16 protein-coding genes are annotated in these 21,092 nt (G+C 75.6%); 13 read left to right on the plus strand and 3 right to left on the minus strand.

The window, feature by feature from the left end:
- The first annotated feature begins 90 nt into the window (after positions 1-90).
- The 6 genes from ahcY (at position 91) to hpf (ending at position 7,345) form a co-directional block, all read left to right on the plus strand.
- On the plus strand, positions 91-1,578 hold the full coding sequence (ahcY, locus tag LFA75_RS16450; protein ID WP_225234688.1) for an adenosylhomocysteinase: 1,488 nt from the start codon (positions 91-93) through the stop codon (positions 1,576-1,578).
- 169 nt (positions 1,579-1,747) lie between these two features.
- Positions 1,748-2,455, plus strand: coding sequence for an MtrAB system response regulator MtrA (gene mtrA, locus LFA75_RS16455; protein WP_225234689.1), 708 nt, complete (start codon positions 1,748-1,750; stop codon positions 2,453-2,455).
- A gap of 7 nt (positions 2,456-2,462) precedes the next feature.
- A complete protein-coding gene (gene mtrB, locus LFA75_RS16460; RefSeq protein ID WP_225234690.1) occupies positions 2,463-4,055 on the plus strand; it encodes an MtrAB system histidine kinase MtrB in 1,593 nt (530 codons plus the stop codon).
- Positions 4,052-5,758 carry an LpqB family beta-propeller domain-containing protein gene (locus LFA75_RS16465; protein ID WP_225234691.1) on the plus strand — a complete coding sequence of 569 codons (1,707 nt, stop codon included), beginning with the start codon at positions 4,052-4,054 and terminating at the stop codon, positions 5,756-5,758. The genes mtrB and LFA75_RS16465 overlap by 4 nt, the downstream gene beginning before the upstream one ends.
- Before the next feature lie 96 nt (positions 5,759-5,854).
- Positions 5,855-6,592: a ComF family protein gene (locus tag LFA75_RS16470; RefSeq protein WP_225234692.1), complete on the plus strand. Its 738-nt coding sequence runs from the start codon at positions 5,855-5,857 to the stop codon at positions 6,590-6,592.
- Positions 6,593-6,679: 87 nt separating this feature from the next.
- Entirely contained in the window at positions 6,680-7,345 is a 666-nt protein-coding gene (gene hpf, locus LFA75_RS16475; RefSeq protein WP_225234693.1) for a ribosome hibernation-promoting factor, HPF/YfiA family, read from the plus strand.
- Positions 7,346-7,397: 52 nt separating this feature from the next.
- On the opposite strand, the gene LFA75_RS16480 is transcribed toward hpf, so the two are convergent.
- Positions 7,398-7,790, minus strand: a complete 393-nt coding sequence (locus LFA75_RS16480) for a pyridoxamine 5'-phosphate oxidase family protein (protein ID WP_225234694.1) — start codon at positions 7,788-7,790, stop codon at positions 7,398-7,400.
- A 74-nt stretch (positions 7,791-7,864) separates the two neighbouring features.
- Between LFA75_RS16480 and LFA75_RS16485 the strand changes: the two genes are divergently transcribed.
- Together LFA75_RS16485 and secA are read left to right on the plus strand one after the other, a co-directional pair.
- Positions 7,865-8,566 (plus strand): SDR family NAD(P)-dependent oxidoreductase, encoded by a 702-nt coding sequence (locus tag LFA75_RS16485; protein WP_225234695.1) that lies wholly within the window; start codon positions 7,865-7,867, stop codon positions 8,564-8,566.
- Positions 8,567-8,638: 72 nt separating this feature from the next.
- Complete coding sequence (secA, locus tag LFA75_RS16490; RefSeq protein WP_225234696.1) at positions 8,639-11,623, plus strand: preprotein translocase subunit SecA; 2,985 nt, start codon at positions 8,639-8,641, stop codon at positions 11,621-11,623.
- Positions 11,624-11,657: 34 nt separating this feature from the next.
- Here secA and LFA75_RS16495 read toward each other — a convergent pair whose 3' ends face one another.
- On the minus strand, positions 11,658-11,936 hold the full coding sequence (locus tag LFA75_RS16495; RefSeq protein ID WP_380095822.1) for an Rv3235 family protein: 279 nt from the start codon (positions 11,934-11,936) through the stop codon (positions 11,658-11,660).
- A gap of 998 nt (positions 11,937-12,934) precedes the next feature.
- Here LFA75_RS16495 and LFA75_RS16500 point away from each other — a divergent pair.
- Complete coding sequence (locus tag LFA75_RS16500; protein ID WP_225234697.1) at positions 12,935-13,504, plus strand: hypothetical protein; 570 nt, start codon at positions 12,935-12,937, stop codon at positions 13,502-13,504.
- A 21-nt stretch (positions 13,505-13,525) separates the two neighbouring features.
- Here the strand turns inward: LFA75_RS16500 and LFA75_RS16505 are convergent, their stop codons facing one another.
- A complete protein-coding gene (locus tag LFA75_RS16505; RefSeq protein ID WP_225234698.1) occupies positions 13,526-13,774 on the minus strand; it encodes a helix-turn-helix domain-containing protein in 249 nt (82 codons plus the stop codon).
- A gap of 173 nt (positions 13,775-13,947) precedes the next feature.
- Here LFA75_RS16505 and LFA75_RS16510 point away from each other — a divergent pair, with 173 nt between their 5' ends.
- Genes LFA75_RS16510 through LFA75_RS16525 form a run of 4 tightly spaced genes read left to right on the plus strand, consistent with a single transcriptional unit; the run spans position 13,948 to position 17,990 of the window.
- Positions 13,948-14,706 (plus strand): SAF domain-containing protein, encoded by a 759-nt coding sequence (locus LFA75_RS16510; RefSeq protein ID WP_225234699.1) that lies wholly within the window; start codon positions 13,948-13,950, stop codon positions 14,704-14,706.
- Entirely contained in the window at positions 14,706-15,992 is a 1,287-nt protein-coding gene (locus LFA75_RS16515; RefSeq protein WP_225234700.1) for an AAA family ATPase, read from the plus strand. Before LFA75_RS16510 ends, LFA75_RS16515 begins: the two co-directional genes overlap by 1 nt.
- 40 nt (positions 15,993-16,032) lie before the next feature.
- Positions 16,033-17,442 (plus strand): WS/DGAT/MGAT family O-acyltransferase, encoded by a 1,410-nt coding sequence (locus tag LFA75_RS16520; RefSeq protein WP_225234701.1) that lies wholly within the window; start codon positions 16,033-16,035, stop codon positions 17,440-17,442.
- 41 nt (positions 17,443-17,483) lie between these two features.
- A complete protein-coding gene (locus tag LFA75_RS16525) occupies positions 17,484-17,990 on the plus strand; it encodes a DUF6912 family protein (protein WP_225234702.1) in 507 nt (168 codons plus the stop codon).
- The last annotated feature ends 3,102 nt before the right edge of the window (positions 17,991-21,092 follow it).

The raw sequence follows: 21,092 nt of genomic DNA on the forward strand, positions 1-21,092 counted from the left end.
GAGCCCCGCCGAAGCCTCGGCATGCTCGCTCACGAACAGATCCGACGCAGCCGCAGCCCCTCTGGCGCGGCCGGGACACTCTGGAGCGACATGACCGCCTCTACAGGCGCACGCGTACTGACCGCCGACGACTTCAAGGTCGCCGACCTCTCCCTCGCCGGCTTCGGCCGCAAGGAGATCTCCCTCGCCGAGCACGAGATGCCGGGTCTGATGGCCCTGCGCGCCGAGTTCGGCGAGGACAAGCCCCTGACCGGCGCCCGCATCGCGGGTTCGCTGCACATGACCGTGCAGACCGCCGTCCTCATCGAGACCCTGACCGCGCTGGGCGCCGATGTCCGCTGGGTCTCCTGCAACATCTTCTCCACCCAGGACCACGCCGCCGCGGCCATCGCCGTGGGCCCCGAGGGCACCGTCGACGCCCCGTCCGGCACCCCCGTGTTCGCCTGGAAGGGCGAGTCGCTGGAGGAGTACTGGTGGTGCACCCAGCGCCTGTTCGAGTTCCGTGACGAGGCCGGCACCGTCGTCGGCCCGAACATGATCCTGGACGACGGCGGCGACGCCACCATGCTGGTCCACCTCGGCACCCGGTTCGCCGCCGACGGCGCGGTGCCCGACACCACCGAGTCCGACAGCGAGGAGTTCTCGGTCGTCCTGCAGGTGCTGCGCGACACCATCGCCGCCGACGAGCAGTACTGGACCCGCATCGGCCAGGCCATCAAGGGTGTCACCGAGGAGACCACCACCGGCGTCCTGCGGCTCTACGAGCTCGCCCGCGACGGCCGCCTGCTCTTCCCGGCGATCAACGTCAACGACTCGGTCACCAAGAGCAAGTTCGACAACCTCTACGGCTGCCGCCACTCGCTCATCGACGGCATCAACCGCGCCACCGACGTGATGATCGGCGGCAAGGTCGCCGTCGTCTGCGGCTTCGGCGACGTCGGCAAGGGCAGCGCCGAGGCCCTCCGCGGCCAGGGTGCCCGGGTCATCGTCACCGAGATCGACCCGATCTGCGCGCTGCAGGCAGCCATGGAGGGCTACCAGGTCACCACGCTGGACGACGTGATCGGCACCGCCGACATCATCATCACGACGACCGGCAACAAGGACATCATCTCCGCCGAGCAGCTGGCCGCCACCAAGCACCAGGCGATCATCGGGAACATCGGGCACTTCGACAACGAGATCGACATGGCCGGTCTGGCCAAGATCCCCGGCGTCGTGAAGACCAACATCAAGCCGCAGGTCGACGAGTGGCGGTTCGCCGACGGCCACACGATCATCGTGCTCTCCGAGGGCCGGCTGCTGAACCTGGGCAACGCCACCGGGCACCCCAGCTTCGTGATGAGCAACTCCTTCACCAACCAGGTGCTCGCCCAGATCGAGCTGTGGGGCAACCGCGCGGCCTACGAGGGCAAGACCCCCGGCGTCACCGTGCTCCCCAAGCACCTCGACGAGAAGGTCGCCCGCCTCCACCTCGACGCCCTCGGCGTCAAGCTCACCGAGCTGTCCAAGGTGCAGGCCGACTACCTCGGCGTCGCCGTCGAGGGCCCGTACAAGAGCGACCACTACCGCTACTGAAAGGACCCCCTCGCCCCCCGGGACACGCTGCGCGCGCCCCGGGGCCCTGCGAGGGGGCCGGCGGCCGGGCGCGTGAGCGTCCACCGCACGGAGCGAGCCGCACCCCGGCCGGGGGAGATCCCGGACCGGGGTGCGGCCCGTTCTGCACCGGCTCGCGCACAATGGGGGCGTGCCGTCCCCTGCTTCGCTGCCCGGTCCCACCCGCGGTCGGGTCCTCGTCGTCGACGACGACGCCGCGCTCGCCGAGATGCTCGGCATCGTGCTGCGGCGGGAGGGCTACGAACCGGCCTTCGTCTCCGACGGGGCGCGGGCGGTGGCGACCTTCCAGCAGGTCCGCCCCGACCTGGTCCTGCTGGACCTCATGCTGCCTGGGCGCAACGGCCTGCAGATCTGCGCCGACATCCGGACCCAGTCCAGCGTGCCGATCATCATGCTCACCGCCAAGGGCGACACGATCGACGTCGTCCAGGGCCTGGAGGCCGGCGCCGACGACTACGTCACCAAGCCGTTCAAGCCCGTCGAGCTCGTCGCCCGGGTGCGCTCTCAGCTGCGGCGCGGGGAGACCGGGCAGGCCGAGACGCTCACCATCGGCGACGTCGCCATCGACGTCCCGGCCCACCAGGTCAGCCGGGGCGGCGAGCCCATCGCGCTGACCCCGCTGGAGTTCGACCTGCTGGTGGCCCTGGCGCGCAAGCCCCGACAGGTCTTCACCCGCGAGCTGCTGCTCGAGCAGGTGTGGGGCTACCGGCACGCCGCGGACACCCGGCTGGTCAACGTGCACGTGCAGCGCCTGCGCGCCAAGGTCGAGCGCGACCCGGAGCGGCCGGAGGTCGTCCTGACCGTGCGCGGGGTGGGCTACAAGGCCGGCCCCGCATGACCCGTCGGTGACGGTCGCGACCCGCCTGCGCGGATGGGCCTCGACCGGCTGGCACGCCTGGCGGTCCTCGCTCCAGCTCCGCATCGGGGCCATCACGATGCTGGTGGCCGGCGTCGTCGTCGTCGTGGTCAGCATCGTGCTGTTCCAGCAGATCAGCACCCAGCTGCTCACCGTCAAGCGCAACGCGGCGATCGACCAGGCGCAGGCCGGCGTCGCCTACGCCCAGTCGCAGGTGGCCGGCATCGTGACCGGTGACGCGGCCAGCGTGCGGTCCACGCTGGCCCGCACCGTCCGGGAGCTGCAGAGCCGCAACGGGTCGGCCGGCAACTTCGACACCGTGCTGGTGTACCGGACCGGGGACACCGCGCGGCCCGCTCAGAGCCGGCAGAGCCTGTACCCGGACCTGCCCGCCGAGCTGGTGGCCGCCGTGGACGCCGGCACCCAGGTCTGGCAGTACGGCCTGGTGGACGACGGGTCCTCCCGCCGGGTGCCCACGCTGCTGATCGGTGCCCCCGTGCCCGTCGAGGGCCCCAGCGGGGAGCAGGTCGACCTGTACTACGCCTTCCCGCTGGACCAGGAGCAGGAGACGCTGTCGCTGGTGCGCAGCACCGTCGCCATCAGCGGGATCGCGCTGACCCTCTTCGTGGTGGGCATCGGCGTCCTGGTGACCAGGCTCGTCGTCGACCCCGTCCGGCGGGCCGCCAGCAGCGCCCAACGGCTGGCGGCGGGTCAGCTGGAGGAGCGCCTGGTGGTCAACGGCGAGGACGACCTGGCCCGGCTGGCCAGCAGCTTCAACGCCATGGCCGACAGCCTGCAGAAGCAGATCACCCAGCTGGAGGGCCTGTCCCAGCTGCAGCAGCGGTTCACCTCCGACGTGTCGCACGAGCTGCGCACGCCGCTGACCACGGTGCAGATGGCCGCGGAGGTGCTGCACGAGTCCCGGGCGGACTTCGACCCGCACGTGGCCCGGTCGGCCGAGCTGCTCTACGCCGAGGTCAACCGGTTCGAGCTCATGCTGTCGGACCTGCTGGAGATCAGCCGCTACGACGCCGGGGCCGCCGAGCTCGAGGCCGAGCCCACCGCGCTGGGCCCCCTGCTCGAGCGGGTGGTCGAGGACATGACCTCCCTCGCCGACCGGCTGGACTGCCGGCTGGAGCTGCGCGTGCCCGACCGCCCGGTCATCGCCGAGATCGACGCGCGCCGGGTGCAGCGCGTTCTGCGCAACCTGGTCGGCAACGCGGTCGAGCACGGAACCGGCCGCCCGGTCGAGCTCACCCTGGCCGCCAACCGGACGGCGGCCGCGATCACCGTCCGCGACCACGGCATCGGCCTGGACTCCGAGGAGGCCCAGCACGTGTTCGACCGGTTCTGGCGGGCCGACCCCGCCCGGGTGCGCACCGTCGGCGGCTCCGGCCTGGGGCTGTCGATCAGCCTGGAGGACGCCCGCCTGCACGGCGGGTGGCTGCAGGTGTGGGGCCAGCCCGACCAGGGCGCCCAGTTCCGGTTGACCCTGCCGCTGGTCGCGGGGACCGACCTCACCGGGTCCCCGCTGCCGCTGCGCCCCGTCGTCGTCCGCCGCCGCCCGCGGAGCCCGCGGTGAGGGCCCGCCCGGCGTTCGTCGCGCTGGCCGTCGTCCTGGCCGGGTGCGGCACGGTGCCCACCAGCTCGTCGCCGGTGGAGATCACCCAGGTCGCCGACCCGCCGGAGGACGTCGGCATCGAGGCGCTGCCCCCGGTCGCCGGGGCCAGCCGCGAGGAGATCGTCCGCGGCTTCGTCGACGCCATGGCCAGCACCACCCGCAACCACCCGGTCGCCCGCCAGTACCTCACCGGCGAGGCCGCGGACAGCTGGAGCGACACCGGCGCCATCACCGTGATCAGCTCCGACTACGCCCCGGTCGCCGGGGACGACGACACCGTCGCGGTCACCGCCGGTCTGGTCGGCGGCGTCGACGCGCAGGGCGCCTTCACCACCGGCAGCGGGCAGACCTACGACCAGGTCTTCACCCTCGTGCAGGAGGACGGCGAGTGGCGGATCGCCGACCCCCGGGACGGGCTGGTGCTCCTGGAGCCGGACTTCGCCCGCACCTACGACGAGGTCAACGCCTACTTCCTGGACCCCACCGGCACCCGGGTCGTCCCCGACCCCCGGTTCCTGGTGTCGGGGGAGTCCCAGGCCACCGCACTGGTGGACCGGCTGCTGACCGGCCCCTCCGCCGTCCTGTCGGCCGGGGTCGCCAACCCGCTGACCGGCGCCGAGCTGCGCAGCAACGTGCGGATCGCCCAGCAGGTCGCCACCGTGGACCTGACCGGCCTGCCCGCCGACAACGCCGATGCGCTCAACGTGCTGTGCGCCCAGCTCGTCTGGTCGCTGGACCAGCTCGACGACGTCCGAGCGGTCCGGGTCCGGGTCGACGGCGCCCCCGTGGACGTCTCCGGCGTCCCCGACGTGCAGACCGTCGACGACTGGGCGTCCTTCGACCCCGATGCCGTCCCCGCGGTCTCGGTCGGGCACTACGTCGCCGACGGCGCCCTGCGCACCGTCACCGCCGGGGAGGCCGCGCCCGGGCCCGCCGGCACCGGTCAGTACGCGCTCAGCGCCGCCGCCGTGACCGCCGACGCCCGCACCAATGCCCTGGGCACCACCGTCGGGGTGTCGGTCGCCGGCGGCACGGCCACCCTCCTGGTGGGGCCGTACGGGGGTGCGCTGGCCCCGGTCCTCCCGGCCGGGTCCTTCACCGACCCGACGACCGCGGCCACCCGCGCCGAGGTGTGGACCGTCCGCGACGGCAGCGAGGTCATCCGGGTGCCGGCGACCGGCACGCCGCAGACGGTCAGCGCCCCGACCCTGCCCGAGCAGGGCGCCGCCCGGGTCTTCCAGCTCTCGCCCGACGGGGTCCGGGCCGCCGTCGTCGTCGACGGGCCCGACGGCGGCGAGCTGCTGGTGGGCACCGTGGTGCGCAGCGACGACCAGGTCGCCGTCCGCGACCTGCGGTCGGTGGCCCCCGAGCTGTCCCAGGTGGTCGACGTCGCCTGGCGGGCGGCCTCGGAGCTGGTCGTCCTGGCCGGCGCCCAGGACGAGGACGGGACGGCGCCCTACTCGGTCGGGGTGGACGGCTGGGACCTGACGACGCTGAGCCGCTCCGGGCTCCCGGCCCAGCCCACCGCGGTGGCCGCCGCGCCTAGCCGCACCCCCCTGGTGGTCGCCGGCGGCACGCTGTGGCAGCTGGTGTCGGGGACCTGGTCGACCCTGGTGCGCGGCCAGGAGCCGCTGGGCGGCAGCGCCCCCTTCTACCCCCTCTGAGCCCGCGGCGGGCCTCGTCGTCCACAGTGCGGGGGTCCCGTGCACAGGGGGGCTCGCTGGCCCGGCCGCGTGCCGGCCCGGGTGCAGGCTCGGTCGGTGCTGCCCCGGGTGCTCGAACCGCTGGTCGACCTCGTGCTGCCCCGGGTGTGCGCCGGCTGCGGGCACCCGGGCTGCCTGCTGTGCCCCCGCTGCGCCGCCCTGCTGGCCCGGCCCCGGCTGGCCACCCCGCGCCGGCACCCCGACGGGTTCCCGCCGACGGTGGCCGCCGCGGCCTACGCCGGGCCGGTCCGCCCGGTGGTGAACGCGTTCAAGGAGCACGGGCGCACCGAGCTGGCCGCACCGCTGGGTGCCGCCCTCGCGCTGGCCGTGGTGGTGGTCCGCGCGGGTGCCGGCGGCGGGCCGGTGCTGCTCGTGCCGTTGCCGAGCAGCCGGGCCGCCGTGCGCGAGCGCGGCCGGGACCACGTCGCCGAGCTGACCCGGGCCGCCGTGCGCGAGCTGCGCCGGGCCGGCGTGCCGGTGACCGCGGCACGTCTGCTGGGCCGGCGCGGCCGGGTCCGCGACTCGGCCGGGCTGGACGCCCGGCAGCGGCGGGCCAACCTGGCCGGCACCTTCGTGCTGCGCGAACCGGTCCGGCGGGGGAGCGGCCTGCTGGTGGTGGTCGACGACGTGGTCAGCAGCGGGGCGTCGGTCACCGAGGCCGCCGCCGTGCTGATCCCCGCGGCGCGCCGGCACGACACGCCGGTCGTGGCCGCGGTCGTCGCAGCCACCCCCCGCGGCCGTCCGGTCGCCGCCGTCGGGCCCGGACCTGGGGTGTTCACGGTGCGTGAGCGGTGAACCGGCGGGCAACCCGGTCTGCCCACTGTCGGACCGGCCGGACCGGGGCTAGCGTCGGGTCGATCACACCCGAGTTCGGGAGGTCACATGGAGATCGTCGTCCGAGGTCGCAACGTCGAGGTGCCCGAGCACTTCCGGCAGCACGTCGAGGACAAGGTCGGCCAGCTCGAGCGCTTCGACGCCAAGATCGAGCGCCTCGACGTGGAGCTGCTCCACGAGAAGAACCCACGCCAGTCCGCGAACTGCCAGCGCGTGGAGATCACCCTGCGGGGCAAGGGCCCCGTCGTCCGGGCCGAGGCCTGCGCCGCGGACTTCCAGTCCGCGCTGGACGCCGCCGTGGCCAAGCTGGAGAACCGGCTGCGGCGCGCCGCCGACCGGCGCCGGGTGCACCACGGCCGGCGGACCCCGGCCAGCGTCCGGGTCGACTCCTCGGCCGCCCAGGTCGACGCCGCCACCGCGCTGGCCCTGGACGCCGCCCTCGCCGAGGGCGAGCACCGCACCGACCTCCCGGAGCACCTGCCCGGCCAGGTCGTCCGCGAGAAGCAGCACCCGGCCACCCCGATGACCGTGGACCAGGCGCTGCACGAGATGGAGCTCGTCGGCCACGACTTCTTCCTCTTCGCCTGCGCCGAGACCGGCCAGCCGACGGTGGTCTACCGCCGGCACGCCTACGACTACGGCCTCATCCGGCTCGCCGGCCAGCCCGTGGTCGACGTGGCCCGCACCGCCGAGCGCGAACCCGCGTCGGTCTGACCGACCGCACCGACGGCCCGTCCTGCTCCCGCGGGGCGGGCCGTCGGTGCGTCTACACGTTGCCGAGGACGCGGTCGACCGCGATCTCCAGCACCACCCGGGCCGGGTTGACCCGCGGCTGGCGGTAGCGGGCGGCGTAGCGCTGCACGGCGTCGGCGACGGACTCCGGGTCCTCGCGCAGGGTCGCGGTGCCCTCGAGCGTCGTCCAGCGCCGGCCGTCGACCTGGCAGACCGCCACCCGGGCGGTGCCGGCCCCGGCGCGCACGTGCCCGGCCTTCACCGACGTGCCCGAGGTGATCACCCGGGCCGTGCGGGCATCGACGTCGAAGGTGACGCCGACCGGGACGACGTGCGGGCTGCCGTCGGCGCGCAGCGTCGTCAGCGTCGCCAGGTGCCGCTCGGTGAAGAACGCGCGCAGGTCCTCGGACAACTCGTCTCGGGTCACCGGCGCAGCGTACGGGCGCCCGGAGGCCACTGCTCTGACCTGCGCAAGTGCCGGTGGCGGGGGACGATCACCGGGTGGAACTCCAGGGTGCGCGCGTGTGGGTGGTCGGGGCGACCGGGGTGCTGGGCGGTGCGCTGGCCCGGGGGCTGGTCGACGCCGGGGCCCAGGTGGCGGTGGCCGGGCGCGATCCCGACCGGCTGGCCGCGCTGGCCGCCGACCTGGGCGGGGTCCCGGCGCAGGGGCTGGACGTCGTGGACGTCGAGTCCGGCCGGGCAGCTGCCGGGGAGGCGGCTGCGGCCCTGGGCGGTCTGGACGCGGTGGTGGTGGCCAGCGGGGTGGTCGCGTTCGGCCCGGCCGCGGACGCCGACGACGCCGTCGTGGAGGAGGTGTTCGCGGTGAACACCCTCGGGCCGATGAGCCTGGTGCGCGCGACCCTCCCGCTGCTGACCGACGGCGGCGCCGTCGTCCTGCTGTCCGCGGTGGTGGCCGACGCGCCCACCCTGCACATGGCCGAGTACTCGGCGTCCAAGGCGGCGCTGTCGTCCTGGGCCTCGGTGCTGCGCCGGGAGCTGCGCCCACGCCGGCTGGCGGTGCTCGACGTCAAGCCGCCGCACGTCGAGACCGGGCTGGTCGACCGGGCGCTGGCCGGGTCGCCGCCGAAGCTGCCGGCCGGCTTCGACCGGCAGGCCGTCGTCGACGCGGTGCTCGAGGGCATGCGCACCGGTGCCAAGGAGGTCGTGCTGGACCCGAGGGCCGGGGCGCTCGTCCTGCGCTGAGGCGGCGCACAGGCCGCGCCGGTCCAGGTCGGGGGCCGGGGCACGGTGGCGGGACCGCACTACATTGGTCGCGTGGTGTTCTCCAAGATCCTGCGCGCGGGCGAAGGCAAGCTCGTCCGGCGGCTGTCCAAGATCGCCGACGCGGTCGAGTCCCTCGAGCCCGACGTCGTCGACCTGACCGACGCCGAGCTGCGGGCCAAGACCGACGAGTTCAAGACCCGCTACGCCGACGGCGAGTCGCTGGACTCCATGCTCCCGGAGGCGTTCGCCGTCGTCCGCGAGGGCGCCGGGCGCACGCTGGGCCAGCGGCACTACCGCGTGCAGCTGATGGGCGGGGCCGCGCTGCACCTGGGCAACATCGCCGAGATGCGCACCGGTGAGGGCAAGACCCTGACCGGCGTCCTGCCGGCCTACCTCAACGCGCTGACCGGCGACGGCGTGCACGTGGTCACCACCAACGACTACCTGGCCAAGCGCGACGCCGAGTGGATGGGCCGGGTGCACCGGTTCCTGGGGCTGTCGGTGGGCACGATCCTGTCCGGGGAGAAGCCGGCCCAGCGCCGCGAGCAGTACGCCCACGACATCACCCACGGCACGAACAACGAGTTCGGCTTCGACTACCTGCGCGACAACATGGCCTGGTCCCAGGCCGACCTGGTGCAGCGCGGCCACCACTTCGCCATCGTCGACGAGGTCGACTCCATCCTCATCGACGAGGCCCGTACCCCCCTGATCATCAGCGGTCCGGCCGAGCAGTCGGCCAAGTGGTACGGCGAGTTCGCCCGGATCGCCCCGCTGCTCAAGCGCGACCGGCACTACGAGGTCGAGGAGTCCAAGCGGACCGTCGCGATCACCGAGGAGGGCGTCGAGTTCGTCGAGGACCAACTCGGCATCGACAACCTCTACGAGGCGGTCAACACCCCGCTCATCGGCTACCTCAACAACGCGTTGAAGGCCAAGGAGCTCTTCCACAAGGACCACGAGTACATCGTCACCAACGGCGAGGTGCTCATCGTCGACGAGTTCACCGGCCGCGTGCTCGCCGGGCGCCGCTACAACGAGGGCATGCACCAGGCCATCGAGGCCAAGGAGAAGGTGGCGATCAAGGACGAGAACCAGACCCTCGCCACGATCACGCTGCAGAACTACTTCCGGCTCTACGAGAAGCTGTCGGGGATGACCGGCACCGCCCAGACCGAGGCGGCCGAGCTCAACCAGACCTACAAGGTCGGCGTCGTGCCGATCCCGACCAACCGGCCGATGGTCCGCGAGGACCGCTCCGACGTCATCTACAAGACGGAGAAGGCCAAGTTCGAGGCCGTCGTCGACGACATCGCCGAGCGGGTCGAGGCCGGGCAGCCGGTGCTGGTCGGCACGGCCAGCGTCGAGAAGTCCGAGATGGTCTCCAAGGTGCTGCTCCAGCGCGGCATCCCGCACGAGGTGCTCAACGCCAAGAACCACGCCCGGGAGGCCGCGATCGTGGCCCAGGCGGGGCGGCTCTCGGCGGTCACCGTGGCCACCAACATGGCCGGCCGCGGCACCGACATCCAGCTCGGCGGCAACCCCGAGGTCATCGCCGACGACGCGCTGCGCGCCCGCGGGCTCAACCCCACCGACACCCCGGAGGAGTACGAGGCCGCCTGGGACGACGAGCTGGCCGACGCCAAGGCCCAGGTCGCCAAGGAGCACGAGGAGGTCGTCGACGCCGGCGGTCTCTACGTCCTGGGCACCGAGCGGCACGAGAGCCGCCGCATCGACAACCAGCTGCGCGGCCGCGCCGGCCGCCAGGGCGACCCGGGGGAGTCCCGGTTCTACCTGTCGCTGGGCGATGACCTGATGCGCCGGTTCAACGGACCGATGCTCGAGTCGATGATGACCACGCTGCGGGTCCCCGAGGACCAGCCGATCGAGTCCAAGATGGTCAGCCGCGCGATCCGGTCGGCGCAGACCCAGGTCGAGCAGCAGAACTTCGAGACCCGCAAGGACGTCCTCAAGTACGACGAGGTCCTCAACCGCCAGCGCACCGTCATCTACGACGAGCGCCGCAAGGTCCTGGACGGCGAGGACCTGCACGAGCAGGTCGAGTCGATGCTGGACGACGTCGTGGGCGCCTACGTCGACGGCGCCACCGAGGCCGGGTACGCCGAGGACTGGGACCTCGACCAGCTGTGGACCGGGCTCAAGGCGCTCTACCCGGTCGGCCTCACCCAGCAGGAGCTGCTCGACGACCACGCCGAGGGCGACCAGTCCGCGCTCACCGCCGACGTGCTCAAGCGCGAGCTGCTCGCCGACGTCCAGGCGCAGTACGAGGTGCGCGAGGAGACCCTGGGCAGCGACGTCACCCGGGAGCTCGAGCGCCGGGTGCTGCTGAGCGTGCTGGACCGCAAGTGGCGCGAGCACCTCTACGAGATGGACTACCTGCGGGCCGGCATCCACCTGCGCGCGATGGCCAACCGCGACCCGGTCGTGGAGTACCAGCGCGAGGGCTACGACATGTTCAACGCGATGCTCGACGGCATCAAGGAGGAGTCGGTCGGCTTCCTGTTCAACCTGGAGGTCAAGACCAAGGAGCAGCAGGAGGCCGAGGCCAAGGCCAAGCAGGACACCGCCGAGGCCGAGGCGCTGGCCCGCGCGCAGTCGGGCAACGACAAGGTGCTGGCCCGCGCCGCGGCCGCCCGCGCCGCCGAGCTCATGAAGCCCGCCCCGGTCGAGGACGCACCGCCCGCGGCCCCGGCGAGCGCGGCCGCCCCGGCGGCCTCGGCGCGCCGGTCGTCCGCCGCGGCGGCGGCCCCTGCGGCCCCGGTGTCGTCGACCTCGACCGGCACCGGCCCCGAGCTGGCGGTGAAGGGGCTGGACCGCCCGCAGTCCACGGACGACCTCAGCTACTCGGCCCCCGGCCTGGACGGCGAGGCCGAGACCCGGCGCTCCGGCGGCGGCAAGGGCGCGGCGGCCAAGTCGGCCACGGTCACCGGCACCAAGGCGCCGGCCCGCAACGCCCCGTGCCCGTGCGGGTCGGGCAAGAAGTACAAGCAGTGCCACGGGGTCACCGGGGCCTGAGCGAACGGCCCCCTCGCAGGCGCGAGGGGGCCCGTCAGCCGATCTGCAGGGCGGTGCACCGCCAACGGCCGTCGAGCGCCTCCAGGCGGGCGGCCACGGCGTGCGCCCGCCCGTTGCGCCGGGCCACCGCGCACACCTCGGCGACGCCCTCGACGGGTTCGGCGACCCGCACCGCACCCACGAGCAACGGCCCGGTGCCCTCGACGCACCAGGCCGGGCGCCGCCCACGGCTGACCGCGGTGAACACCGGCAGCGTGTAGGCCGCCTGCAGCTGGGCGAACGGGCGCCGCCCGCTGAACGCCTCCAGGGTCATCGTCACCAGGCGGTGCGCGGCCGGTGCGGGGTCGGGCAGCGCCCGCCCCCCCCCCCGGTGGGCACCGCCCGGCGGCGGCGATCCCGGAGGCGGTCCCCGGGCGGCGCCCGGCGCGGGGCCCGGCTCTTCTTCACATCTGAGGCTGCGCGCGTCCTGCGCTTGGCGGCGGCCGGTGCGGCCCGGTGTCGTTCANGGGGCGGGGCGCGCAGGACCTGCCCGGGGAGCAGCAGGTCGGGGTCGGGACCGACGACGTCGGCGTTGGTCTGCCACCACGCCTGCACCGCGTCCTGGACCTGGTCGTCGGTGGCCGGTCCGCGGGTCGCGAGCCACGCCGCGGCGATGTCCCAGAGGCAGTCCCCGCGCACCACGACGTGCTCGGCGGCGGTCACCGGGGCCGGCCAGTCGGGGACCGGCGGGGCCGCAGCAGGACCGACGTCGGACCAGGCGGCCGTCGCCGGGCCCGTGCTCGAGGCGGTGCTCCCCACGGTGCTCGAGAGGGTGCTCCCCACGGTGCTCGAGACGACGGTGGTGCTGGGGGTCGGGCCGGGGGAGCCGAGGGCGACGCCCGGGGCGGCGACCAACGAGACGCCGACGGCCAGGGCGGCCGCGCGGCGCAACCCGGCGGGCAGCACGACGGTCAGCAGCGCACCGGCCAGTCGTCCGCCGAGTCCGGGGGCGGCGCTGGCCGCGGTGAGCAGCAGCCCGAGCGACCCCCAGCACCAGCACGCGGCGGCCAGCGCCCAGGCCAGCAGGGTGACCAGGGCGTCGGGTCCCTGGATGTCCACCAGCCGCTGGGGGTCGGTGGTCGCCGCGGCCACCGTGCCCGGGTCGGGGGCCGCGGCCCACAGGAGGACGCCGACGACGGCCATCACCACCGTCGTGGTCGCCCACCGCCGCACCGTCATCGCGCCACCTCGTCCATGAAGCGCATCGAACACGACCGAACGCAGCAAACGCAACCAAACGCACGGGTCTGTGGACGGCTACTGTGTCGCGGCATGCGCTGGGAGCAGCTGTTCGCCGAGCTCGACGCCGCCTTCGAGGCCGAGGAGGCGGCCGAGGAGAACGCGGTCGCCGGGTCCCGGGCCCGGGCCGAGACCGGTGCGGTCCGCTGGGTCGACCGGGTGCGCGGCGCCCTCGGCCACCCGGTCCGGGTGGTCTGCCGCGGCGCCGGTGCGGTCGAGGGCCGGCTGCGCGACGTCGGCGTCGACTGGCTGCTGCTGACCGACGACCAGGGCCGCGACCTGCTGGTGTCGACCGGTGCCGTGCGGGTCGTGACCGGGCCGGGGGGCGCGACCGCAGCCGGCCGGGAGGAGGGACCGGTCGCCCGGTCGTGGGACCTGCGGCGGGCCGTCCGCGGACTGGCCCGGGACCGGGCGCCGGTGCGGTGCCTGCTCGACGACGGCACGGTGCTGACCGGGACGGTCGACCGGGTGGGCGCGGACTTCCTGGAGCTGGCCGAGCACCACCTGGACCAGCCCCGGCGCCGGGGAGCGGTCCGGTCGGTGCAGCTCGTGGTGCTGGAGGCCCTGGCCGTGGTGGTGTCGGTGGTGCCCGGGTCGGACTGACGATGGTCGGTCCGGGGTCGGTCAGTCGGCGGCGGTCGTGCCCTCCGGGGCGGCCACCGCGTCGACCGGCGGCGGGGTCGTGCCCCGCGCCTCGGCGTACTTCTGCTGGATGAAGCGCTCGAGCTCGTCGCGCTCGACCCGCCACTGCCCGCGGCCGCCGATCTGGATGGCGATGAGCTCCTTGCGGCGGACGAGCGCGTAGGCCTGGGACCACGAGACGTTGAGCGTCTCGGCGACGTCGTCGAGGGTCAGGAAGCGGGGCGTGGCCATCGGGTGCGGTCGTCTCCCTCCAGAGATGGACGACAGTCTGGCACCTGCCGGGTGACCCGGTCGGGTGGATCCACAGGCCCCACGTCCACAACCAGTGCACGTATCCGCTCCTGTAGGTCATCATCGGCACCTGGTCGTGCCCGAACGGGTGCGAGCACGACGAACGGAGCTCGATGAGCGGGAGCACGCCGACGGCGGTCGCGGACGACCGCACCGCCGTCCCGGCCGGCCCGGTGCCGCGCCGGGTCCGCCCGCCCCGTTGGCTGGACCTCCGCCTGGTGCTCGGCGTCCTGCTGGTGTTGGGCTCGGTGCTCATCGGCGCCCGGGTGGTCACCGCGGCCGACGCGACGGTCCCGGTCTGGTCCGCCGCCGGCGACCTGGCCGCGGGCACCGTGCTCCAGGCCGACGACCTGGTCGCCGTCCCCGTCCGGCTGGACGACGTCGCCGGCGGCTACCTCTCGACGTCGACCGACCCGGCGGGGCAGGTGCTGGGCCGTGCCGTGCTGGCCGGCGAGCTCGTGCCGCGGTCGGCGCTGGACCCCGCGTCGGAGCAGGTGCAGCTGGCCCTGCCGGTGCAGGCCGGGTACGCCCCGCCCGCCCTGGCCCGGGGCCAGGTGATCGACGTCTACGCCGTCGCCGACCCCGCTGCCGGGGCCACCGACGTGTCCGGTGAGGTGTCCCTGGTCCTCGGCGGGGCGACCGTGCAGGCGGTCTCCGGCCGCGGCGAGGGCGTGCTGTCGACCAGCACCACCACCATCCAGGTCGTGGTGGGCCTGGCCGCCGACCAGGTGCCCGACGTGCTCGGGGCGGTGGGCGGTCGGGCGCTGGTGGTCGTCGTCCGGGACAGCGCGGACGGTGCCGGCTCGTCGGCGACCGTGCCGACCGCCGGGCCGTCCACGGCGCCGTCGACCTCGGCGGGGCCGACCGGCTGATGGCGCTGCAGGTCTTCACCGCCGTCACCGGCGCGGCCTGGGAGTCCGAGCTGGTCGGCGCGCTGGACCGCGCCGACCACGGGGTGACCGTCGTCCGCCGGTGCGTGGACGTCGCCGACCTGCTGGCGGCGGCCAGCACCGGCACCGGTCAGGCCGTGCTGCTGTCGGCCGAGCTGCGCCGGCTCGACGGGGACACGGTCTCCCGGCTGCTGGCCGCCGGCGTCGCCGTCGTGGGCCTGGTCGAACCGGGGGACGACGCGGCCGCCGACCGGCTGCGCCAGCTCGGAGTGGCCCGGGTGCTCCCGGCCGACACCGACGCGGCCCGGATCGCCGCCGCCCTGCGCGAGGCGGTCGCCGGCCCGTCCGCCGGTGCCGGGCAGGTCGGTCACGACATCGCCGACACCCGGGCCGCGCTGCCCGCCCTGGGCGTGCCCGACGACCCCGCGGGGCCCCCGGCCGGCCGGGGCCGGGTGGTGGCCGTGTGGGGGCCGACCGGCGCGCCCGGCCGCACCACGGTGGCCGTCGGGCTGGCCGACGAGGCGGCCCGTCTGGGCGTCTCGACGCTGCTGGTCGACGCCGACGTCTACGGCGGCGTGGTCGCCCAGGCGCTGGGTCTGCTCGACGAGTCGCCCGGCATCTCCGCCGCCGCGCGGCAGGCGACCGCCGGGAGCCTGGACGTCGCCCGGCTGGCCCGGCTGGCCTGGGCGGTGACCCCGAAGCTGCGGGTGCTGACCGGGCTGGCCCGCGCCGACCGCTGGCCCGAGCTGCGCCCGCAGGCCGTCGGCACCGTGCTCGACCAGGCCCGCCGGCTGTCCGCGCTGACCGTGGTGGACTGCGCCTTCTGCGTGGAGGAGGACGAGGAGCTGTCCTTCGACACGGCCGCGCCCCGTCGCAACGGGGTGACCACGACGGTGCTGGAGCAGGCAGACACGGTGCTGTGCGTCAGCGGGGCGGACCCGGTGGCCCTGCAGCGGACCATCCGCGCGCTCGGCCAGCTGCGCGACGTGCTGCCCGCGGTGCGGCCCGGCGTGGTGGTGAACCAGGTCCGCCGCGGCCCGGTGCCCGGGGACCCCCGGCGGGAGATCGGCGACGCGCTGACCCGGTTCACCGGTGCGCCGGTGGTCGGGTTCCTGCCCGCCGACCGCCGGGCCACCGACGCGGCACTGGCCGCCGGCCGGACGCTGGGCGAGGTCGCGGAGCGCTCGGCGCTGCGCACCGGCCTGCGCGACCTGGCCGCCGAGCTGACCGGCGTGCCGGTGCCCGGACGCAGCCGTCGCCGCCGGTGAACGGTGTGCGTAGGTTGGGCCCCCCGACGGAGGGAGCACCGTGGTCGACCGGCTGACCTCGCTGGATGCGTCGTTCCTGTACCTCGAGGACGCCGACACCCCGATGCACGTGGCCGGGTTCCTGGTGCTGGAGTCCCCGCGGGGCGGCCTGGACCACGAGGACCTCGTCGACCTGGTGAGCTCTCGGCTTGTCCTGGTGCCGCGGTTCCGGCAGAAGGTGGTCGAGGTGCCGGGCCACCTGGCCAACCCGGCCTGGATCGACGACCCCGACTTCGACGTGACCTACCACGTGCGCCGCTCCGCGCTGCCCCGCCCGGGCACGGAGGAGCAGCTGCTGGACCTGGTGGCCCGGCTGACCGCGCGGCCGCTGGACCACTCCCGGCCGCTGTGGGAGATGTACCTGGTCGAGGGCCTGGCCGGCGACCGGATCGCGGTGGTCACCAAGACCCACCCGGCCCTCGTCGACGGCCTGACCGCGATCGACATCGGCCAGGTCATCCTGGACGACGCCCCGGTCCCCGCCGACCGCCCGGCACCGCCGGACGAGTGGCGGCCGCGGCGCCCCCCGGGTCCGGTCGCCCTGGTGTGGGAGGCCGTCGAGGAGGCGGTGCAGCGGCCGACCGCCGTCCTGGACACCGTGCGCACGGCGACCGGTGACCTGCGGCCGACCGCCGGCCGCCTGGTCGGGACCGCCGGGTCGGTGCTGAGCGCGCTGGCCCGGACGACGGTCCGCCCCGCCCCGACCAGCCCGCTGAACGGGTCGATCGGCCGGCAGCGGCGGGTGGCCGTGGCCCGCGCCCGCCCGGGCGAGCTCAAGGCCGGGCGCCGGGCACTGGGCGGCACGGTCAACGACGTCCTGCTGGCCGCCGTCACCGGGGCGCTGCGGGAGTGGCTGCTGTCCCGTGGCGAGCCGGTCGTCGGGTCGACCTCCATCCGGGCCCTGGTCCCGGTGTCCGTGCGCCCCGACGACGCCGACGAGGACGCCGAGGGCACCGTGGTGTCCTCGCTGCTGCTGGACCTGCCGGTCGGTGAGCCCAACCCCCGGGTCCGCGTGGCGCGGATCGGCTATGCGATGCGCGGTGCCGCTCAGGGCGGGCAGTCGGTCGGGGCCGACGCGCTCGTCGCGCTGTCGGGGTTCGCGCCGCCGACCCTGCACGCGCTGGGTGCGCGCGCGGCCAGCGGGCTGTCCCGCCGGTTGTTCAACCTGGTGGTCACCAACGTGCCCGGTCCGCAGGTCCCGCTGTACGCCGCCGGCGCCCGGATGCTCGAGGTCTTCCCGGTGGTGCCGCTGGCCCGGGGACAGGGGCTGGCGATCGGGTTGACCAGCTACGACGGCACGGTCTACTTCGGCCTCAACGCCGACCGGGACTCCGTCAGCGACGTCGACGTGCTCGCCGACCTCATCGAGCAGGAGGTCGCCGACCTGGTCGAGACCACCCGGGAGGGGTGACCGCCGCCCGTCCGCCGCGCCGGGTGGGCGACACTGGAGCGATGCGCGTGTACCTGCCGGCGACGACCACCGTCCTGCGCCGCCTCCTGGACGACGGCCGGCTGACCGGCCCGCTGACGGTGTTCGCGGTGACCCCCGAGCTCCGGGAGTTCTACGAGCTCAGCGACTCCGACGAGGAGGAGCTGGAGTACGCCGCGCTGCTGGCCGCGGCCCGGGCGAGCCTGCGCCTGGTCGACGTCGACCCGACCGCGGCCCGCCGCCGGGTCGTGCTGGCCGCGGACCTCCCCGACGGGGCGGTCACGCCGCTCGGCGACCCGGACACCGACCGCGGGGCCGCGCGGGCCACGACCGACCTGGCCATGACCGACGTCGCCAGCGCGCACATCGACGTCGCCGAGGCCGAAGCCGACGTGGCCAAGGCGGTGTCGGTCGTGCTGGAGGCCGACCTGGGTAGCGAGGACGCCCAGTTCGTGGTCGACCAGGCCGAGGGCCACGAGCTCGCCTGGTACGCCACGCAGGAGATCGGCCCGGCGCTCGACCTGCTCTGAGGAAGGACCCCGTCGCCCCCCGGCACACGCTCCGCGCGCACCGGGTCCCTGCGACGGGGCCGTTCCAGCACCTCACCGGCGGGAGACCTGCACCCGGGTCGGCGCGCCGGCGGTGACCAACCAGCCCGAGCCCGGCCGCGACGGCAGGGCGGCCCGCGGCAGCCGCAGGGACAGCAGCTCGGCGTCCCCGCGGTCCGGCCGCAGCAGCAGCGCCGTCCTGGTCCGGCGCAGGGCAGGTGCCGGCCCGCGGAAGCCGGTCAGGTCGGCCGGCGCCGCGGCGGCGACCAGCACCGTCGGCCCGCCCGGTGCGGCCAGGCCGGCCAGGGCGTCCAGCATCGGGTCGGGCAGCTGCCCCAGGTCGTCGGCCAGCACGACGGCGAGCTCGCCGGTCACGGCGGCCACCCAGTCCTGCAGCGCCCGCACCCCACCCGGGTCGACCACGAGGGCCCCGGCCGGCACCGGGCCACCGGCCGGACCGCGGGGACCGGTCACCAGCGCCACCGGCGTGCCGGCGGCGACCAGCCGGGCGGCCAGCGCGCGCAGCGTGCAGCTGCGCCCGCTGCCCGGGGGGCCGGCGACCAGCAGCCCGCCGCTGCGCACCAGGTCGAGGAGCACCGGGTCGCCGTCGTCCCCGCCCGGGCCCAGCACGACGACCCCCGCGGGCAGCGCCCCGACCGCCGGTGCCGGCGGGTCCGGGGCGAGCTCGACCACCTCGACCCGGCCCGGCACCACGCGGGCCGGTCCGGGGACCGAGGGCCGGTGGAGCGCGCCGGGCAGGGCCAGCTGCACCTCCTGCGCCTCGTCGCCGAGCAGCGCCCGGCCCGGCGGCCGATGGCCGGGGACGGCCCGGGCCGGCACCCCGGCGACCGCGTAGTCGGCCCGGTCGGCCAGCGGGAGCACCAGCCGGTGCGTCGCCGCACCGGCCAGCCGGCTCCCGGGCAGCACCCGGTCGGCGGTGAGCACCGCGGTCAGCCCCACCGCGGCCCCCTCGCGCATCAGCCGGAGCAGCGCCGCACTCCCGGAGCCCGGTGCCAGCTCCTCCAGCGTCGTCCACACCGAGTCGACGCCGTCGACGAGCAGCAGCAGGGCGGGCGCGGTGCACGGGGCGGCGCGGCGCCGGTCGACCTCCTGCTGCAGCCGGGTGACCAGCCGCTGCAGCCGGTGGTCGTCCCCCCGCTCGAGGTGCGTGCCGGTGTGCCGCCCGCCCCGGACCGCACCGGCCAGGGCGCCGCCGGCGTGGTCGACCGCGTGCACGTGCAGTGCCTCGGGGTCCAGCCGGTCCTCGGCGGCGGCCAGCAGCGTCGCCAGCGCGGTGCTGCGCCCGCTGCCGGGCCCGCCGACCACCAGCCAGCAACCCCCGGCCGCGAGGTCCACCAGCAGCGGCTCCTGCGCCTGCACCCGCCTCTTATACACATCTCCGAGCCCACGAGACCAGAGAGGATGTCGTATGCCGCCTTCCGCTTGAAAAAAACAAANNGACCCGCCCACCCGGGCGACCTGCAGGGCGACCGGGCGGTCGCCGCCGACCCGGAGCAGTGCGCGGCCGGGCCGGTCGACGGGGAGCCAGGCGGCGTCGGGCACCCCCAGCACGTCCCGGGACCCGGCCTCGTCGGTGGTCCGCAGGCACAGCCGGACCGAGCAGTTGGCCCGGATCTCGGGCCCGACGCTGCCGGCGGGGCGCTGGGTGGCCAGCACCAGGTGCACGCCGAGCGAGCGGCCCCGCTGCGCGATGGCGACCAACCCCGGCACGAAACCGGGCAGCTCGTCACCGAGGGTGGCGAACTCGTCGACCACGATCACCAGCCGCGGCGCCAGCACCTGCGGACCGAGCTCGGCGAGGTCGCGGGCGCCGTGGTCGGCCAGCAGCCGCTCCCGGCGGGTCAGCTCGGCGCCGAGCGAGCGCAGCGCCCGGGCGGTCGACGCCCCGTCCCGGTCGGTCAGCACGCCGACCGTGTGCGGCAGGTCCGTGGCCTCGGCGAACGCCGCGCCGCCCTTGTAGTCCACGAGCAGGAAGCTGCACAGGTCCGGCGGGTGCGCCGACGCGAGACCGAGGACGAGCGTCCGCAGCAGCTCGGACTTGCCGGCACCGGTCGTCCCGGCCACCACCGCGTGCGGACCCGCGGCGCACAGGTCCAGGGCGACCGGCCCGGCCGCGCCGGTGCCCAGCAGGCAGGTGAGGTGGGCCCGGCTGCGCGACCACCGCGGCGGGGTGTCCCGCACCAGGTCCCGCCAGCGGACCTGCGCGGGCAGGCCGCCCGCGGCCCGGGGGACCGCCAGCGGCGCGAGGTCCCGGGCGAGCCGGTCGGCGACGCCGGGGTCGACCAGGTCCAGGTCCAGCGGCTGGTCGGGCTGCCCGGGGCGGCGCAGCCGGGCCCGGCCGTCGGTGTCACCGGCGACCTCGACCACCGCCGTCCGGTCGTCCCGGGCCTGGCCGCCGGTGCCGCCGCCGGCGCCGGCCAGCACGACCCCCGCACGCGGCAGCGGCCCGGCCCGCCCGTCGTCGGTGGGTGCCCCGTCGACGACGAGGAGGTGCACGGGGCCGCCCGGGGCGGCGTCGCCGGGTGCAGCGGTGCCCACGGCCACGTGCGGCAGCCACCGCGTCCAGCGCCAGTCCGGCAGGTGCCCGGGCGCGGCGAGCACGGTGATCGCCACCGCATCGGGCGGGTGCAGCACAGCGACCTGGCTGACCACCGACCGCAGCACGCCCAGCACGGCGGGGCGGGGGCCGCGCAGGTCGAGCCCGACCGCGCGCAGGTCCACCGTCACCGGGACCCGGTCGGCGGGCTCCGGCGCGTCGGGCGCCTCTGCGGTGCGTCGGACCACGGCGGTCACGCCGGGCCCGGTGCCCAGCCGCACGACCAGCAGGTCGGGGTCGGCACGACCACGGGTCCACAGGGGCACCGATCGCCGGGTGGCCGCCGCGACCAGCGCCGCGGGGTCCGGTGCCCGCAGGTCCCGCCGGGCGAGCTCGTCGGCGACGGCCCGGTCGGTGCGGGCGTCGACCTCGGCGAGGGCGACGGCGTGGTCGACGGTCCGTCGCCGGTGGCCGCGCCGTCCCGACCAGCGGTCCGAGCCCCAGGTGCCCAGCGCCACGAGCGGACC

The sequence above is a fragment of the Klenkia terrae genome, from assembly GCF_900491935.1.
Lineage (GTDB): Bacteria > Actinomycetota > Actinomycetes > Mycobacteriales > Geodermatophilaceae > Klenkia > Klenkia terrae.

Excerpts from the sequence above, each read along its gene's own strand:
- LFA75_RS16515 (WP_225234700.1), top strand. The coding sequence starts at position 14,706 with ATGGCGCTGCAGGTCTTCACCGCCGTCACCGGCGCGGCCTGGGAGTCC.
- LFA75_RS16525 (WP_225234702.1), top strand. The coding sequence starts at position 17,484 with ATGCGCGTGTACCTGCCGGCGACGACCACCGTCCTGCGCCGCCTCCTG.
- hpf (WP_225234693.1), top strand. The coding sequence starts at position 6,680 with ATGGAGATCGTCGTCCGAGGTCGCAACGTCGAGGTGCCCGAGCACTTC.
- LFA75_RS16495 (WP_380095822.1), bottom strand. The coding sequence starts at position 11,936 with ATGACCCTGGAGGCGTTCAGCGGGCGGCGCCCGTTCGCCCAGCTGCAG.
- ahcY (WP_225234688.1), top strand. The coding sequence starts at position 91 with ATGACCGCCTCTACAGGCGCACGCGTACTGACCGCCGACGACTTCAAG.
- LFA75_RS16500 (WP_225234697.1), top strand. The coding sequence starts at position 12,935 with ATGCGCTGGGAGCAGCTGTTCGCCGAGCTCGACGCCGCCTTCGAGGCC.
- LFA75_RS16505 (WP_225234698.1), bottom strand. The coding sequence starts at position 13,774 with ATGGCCACGCCCCGCTTCCTGACCCTCGACGACGTCGCCGAGACGCTC.
- LFA75_RS16510 (WP_225234699.1), top strand. The coding sequence starts at position 13,948 with ATGAGCGGGAGCACGCCGACGGCGGTCGCGGACGACCGCACCGCCGTC.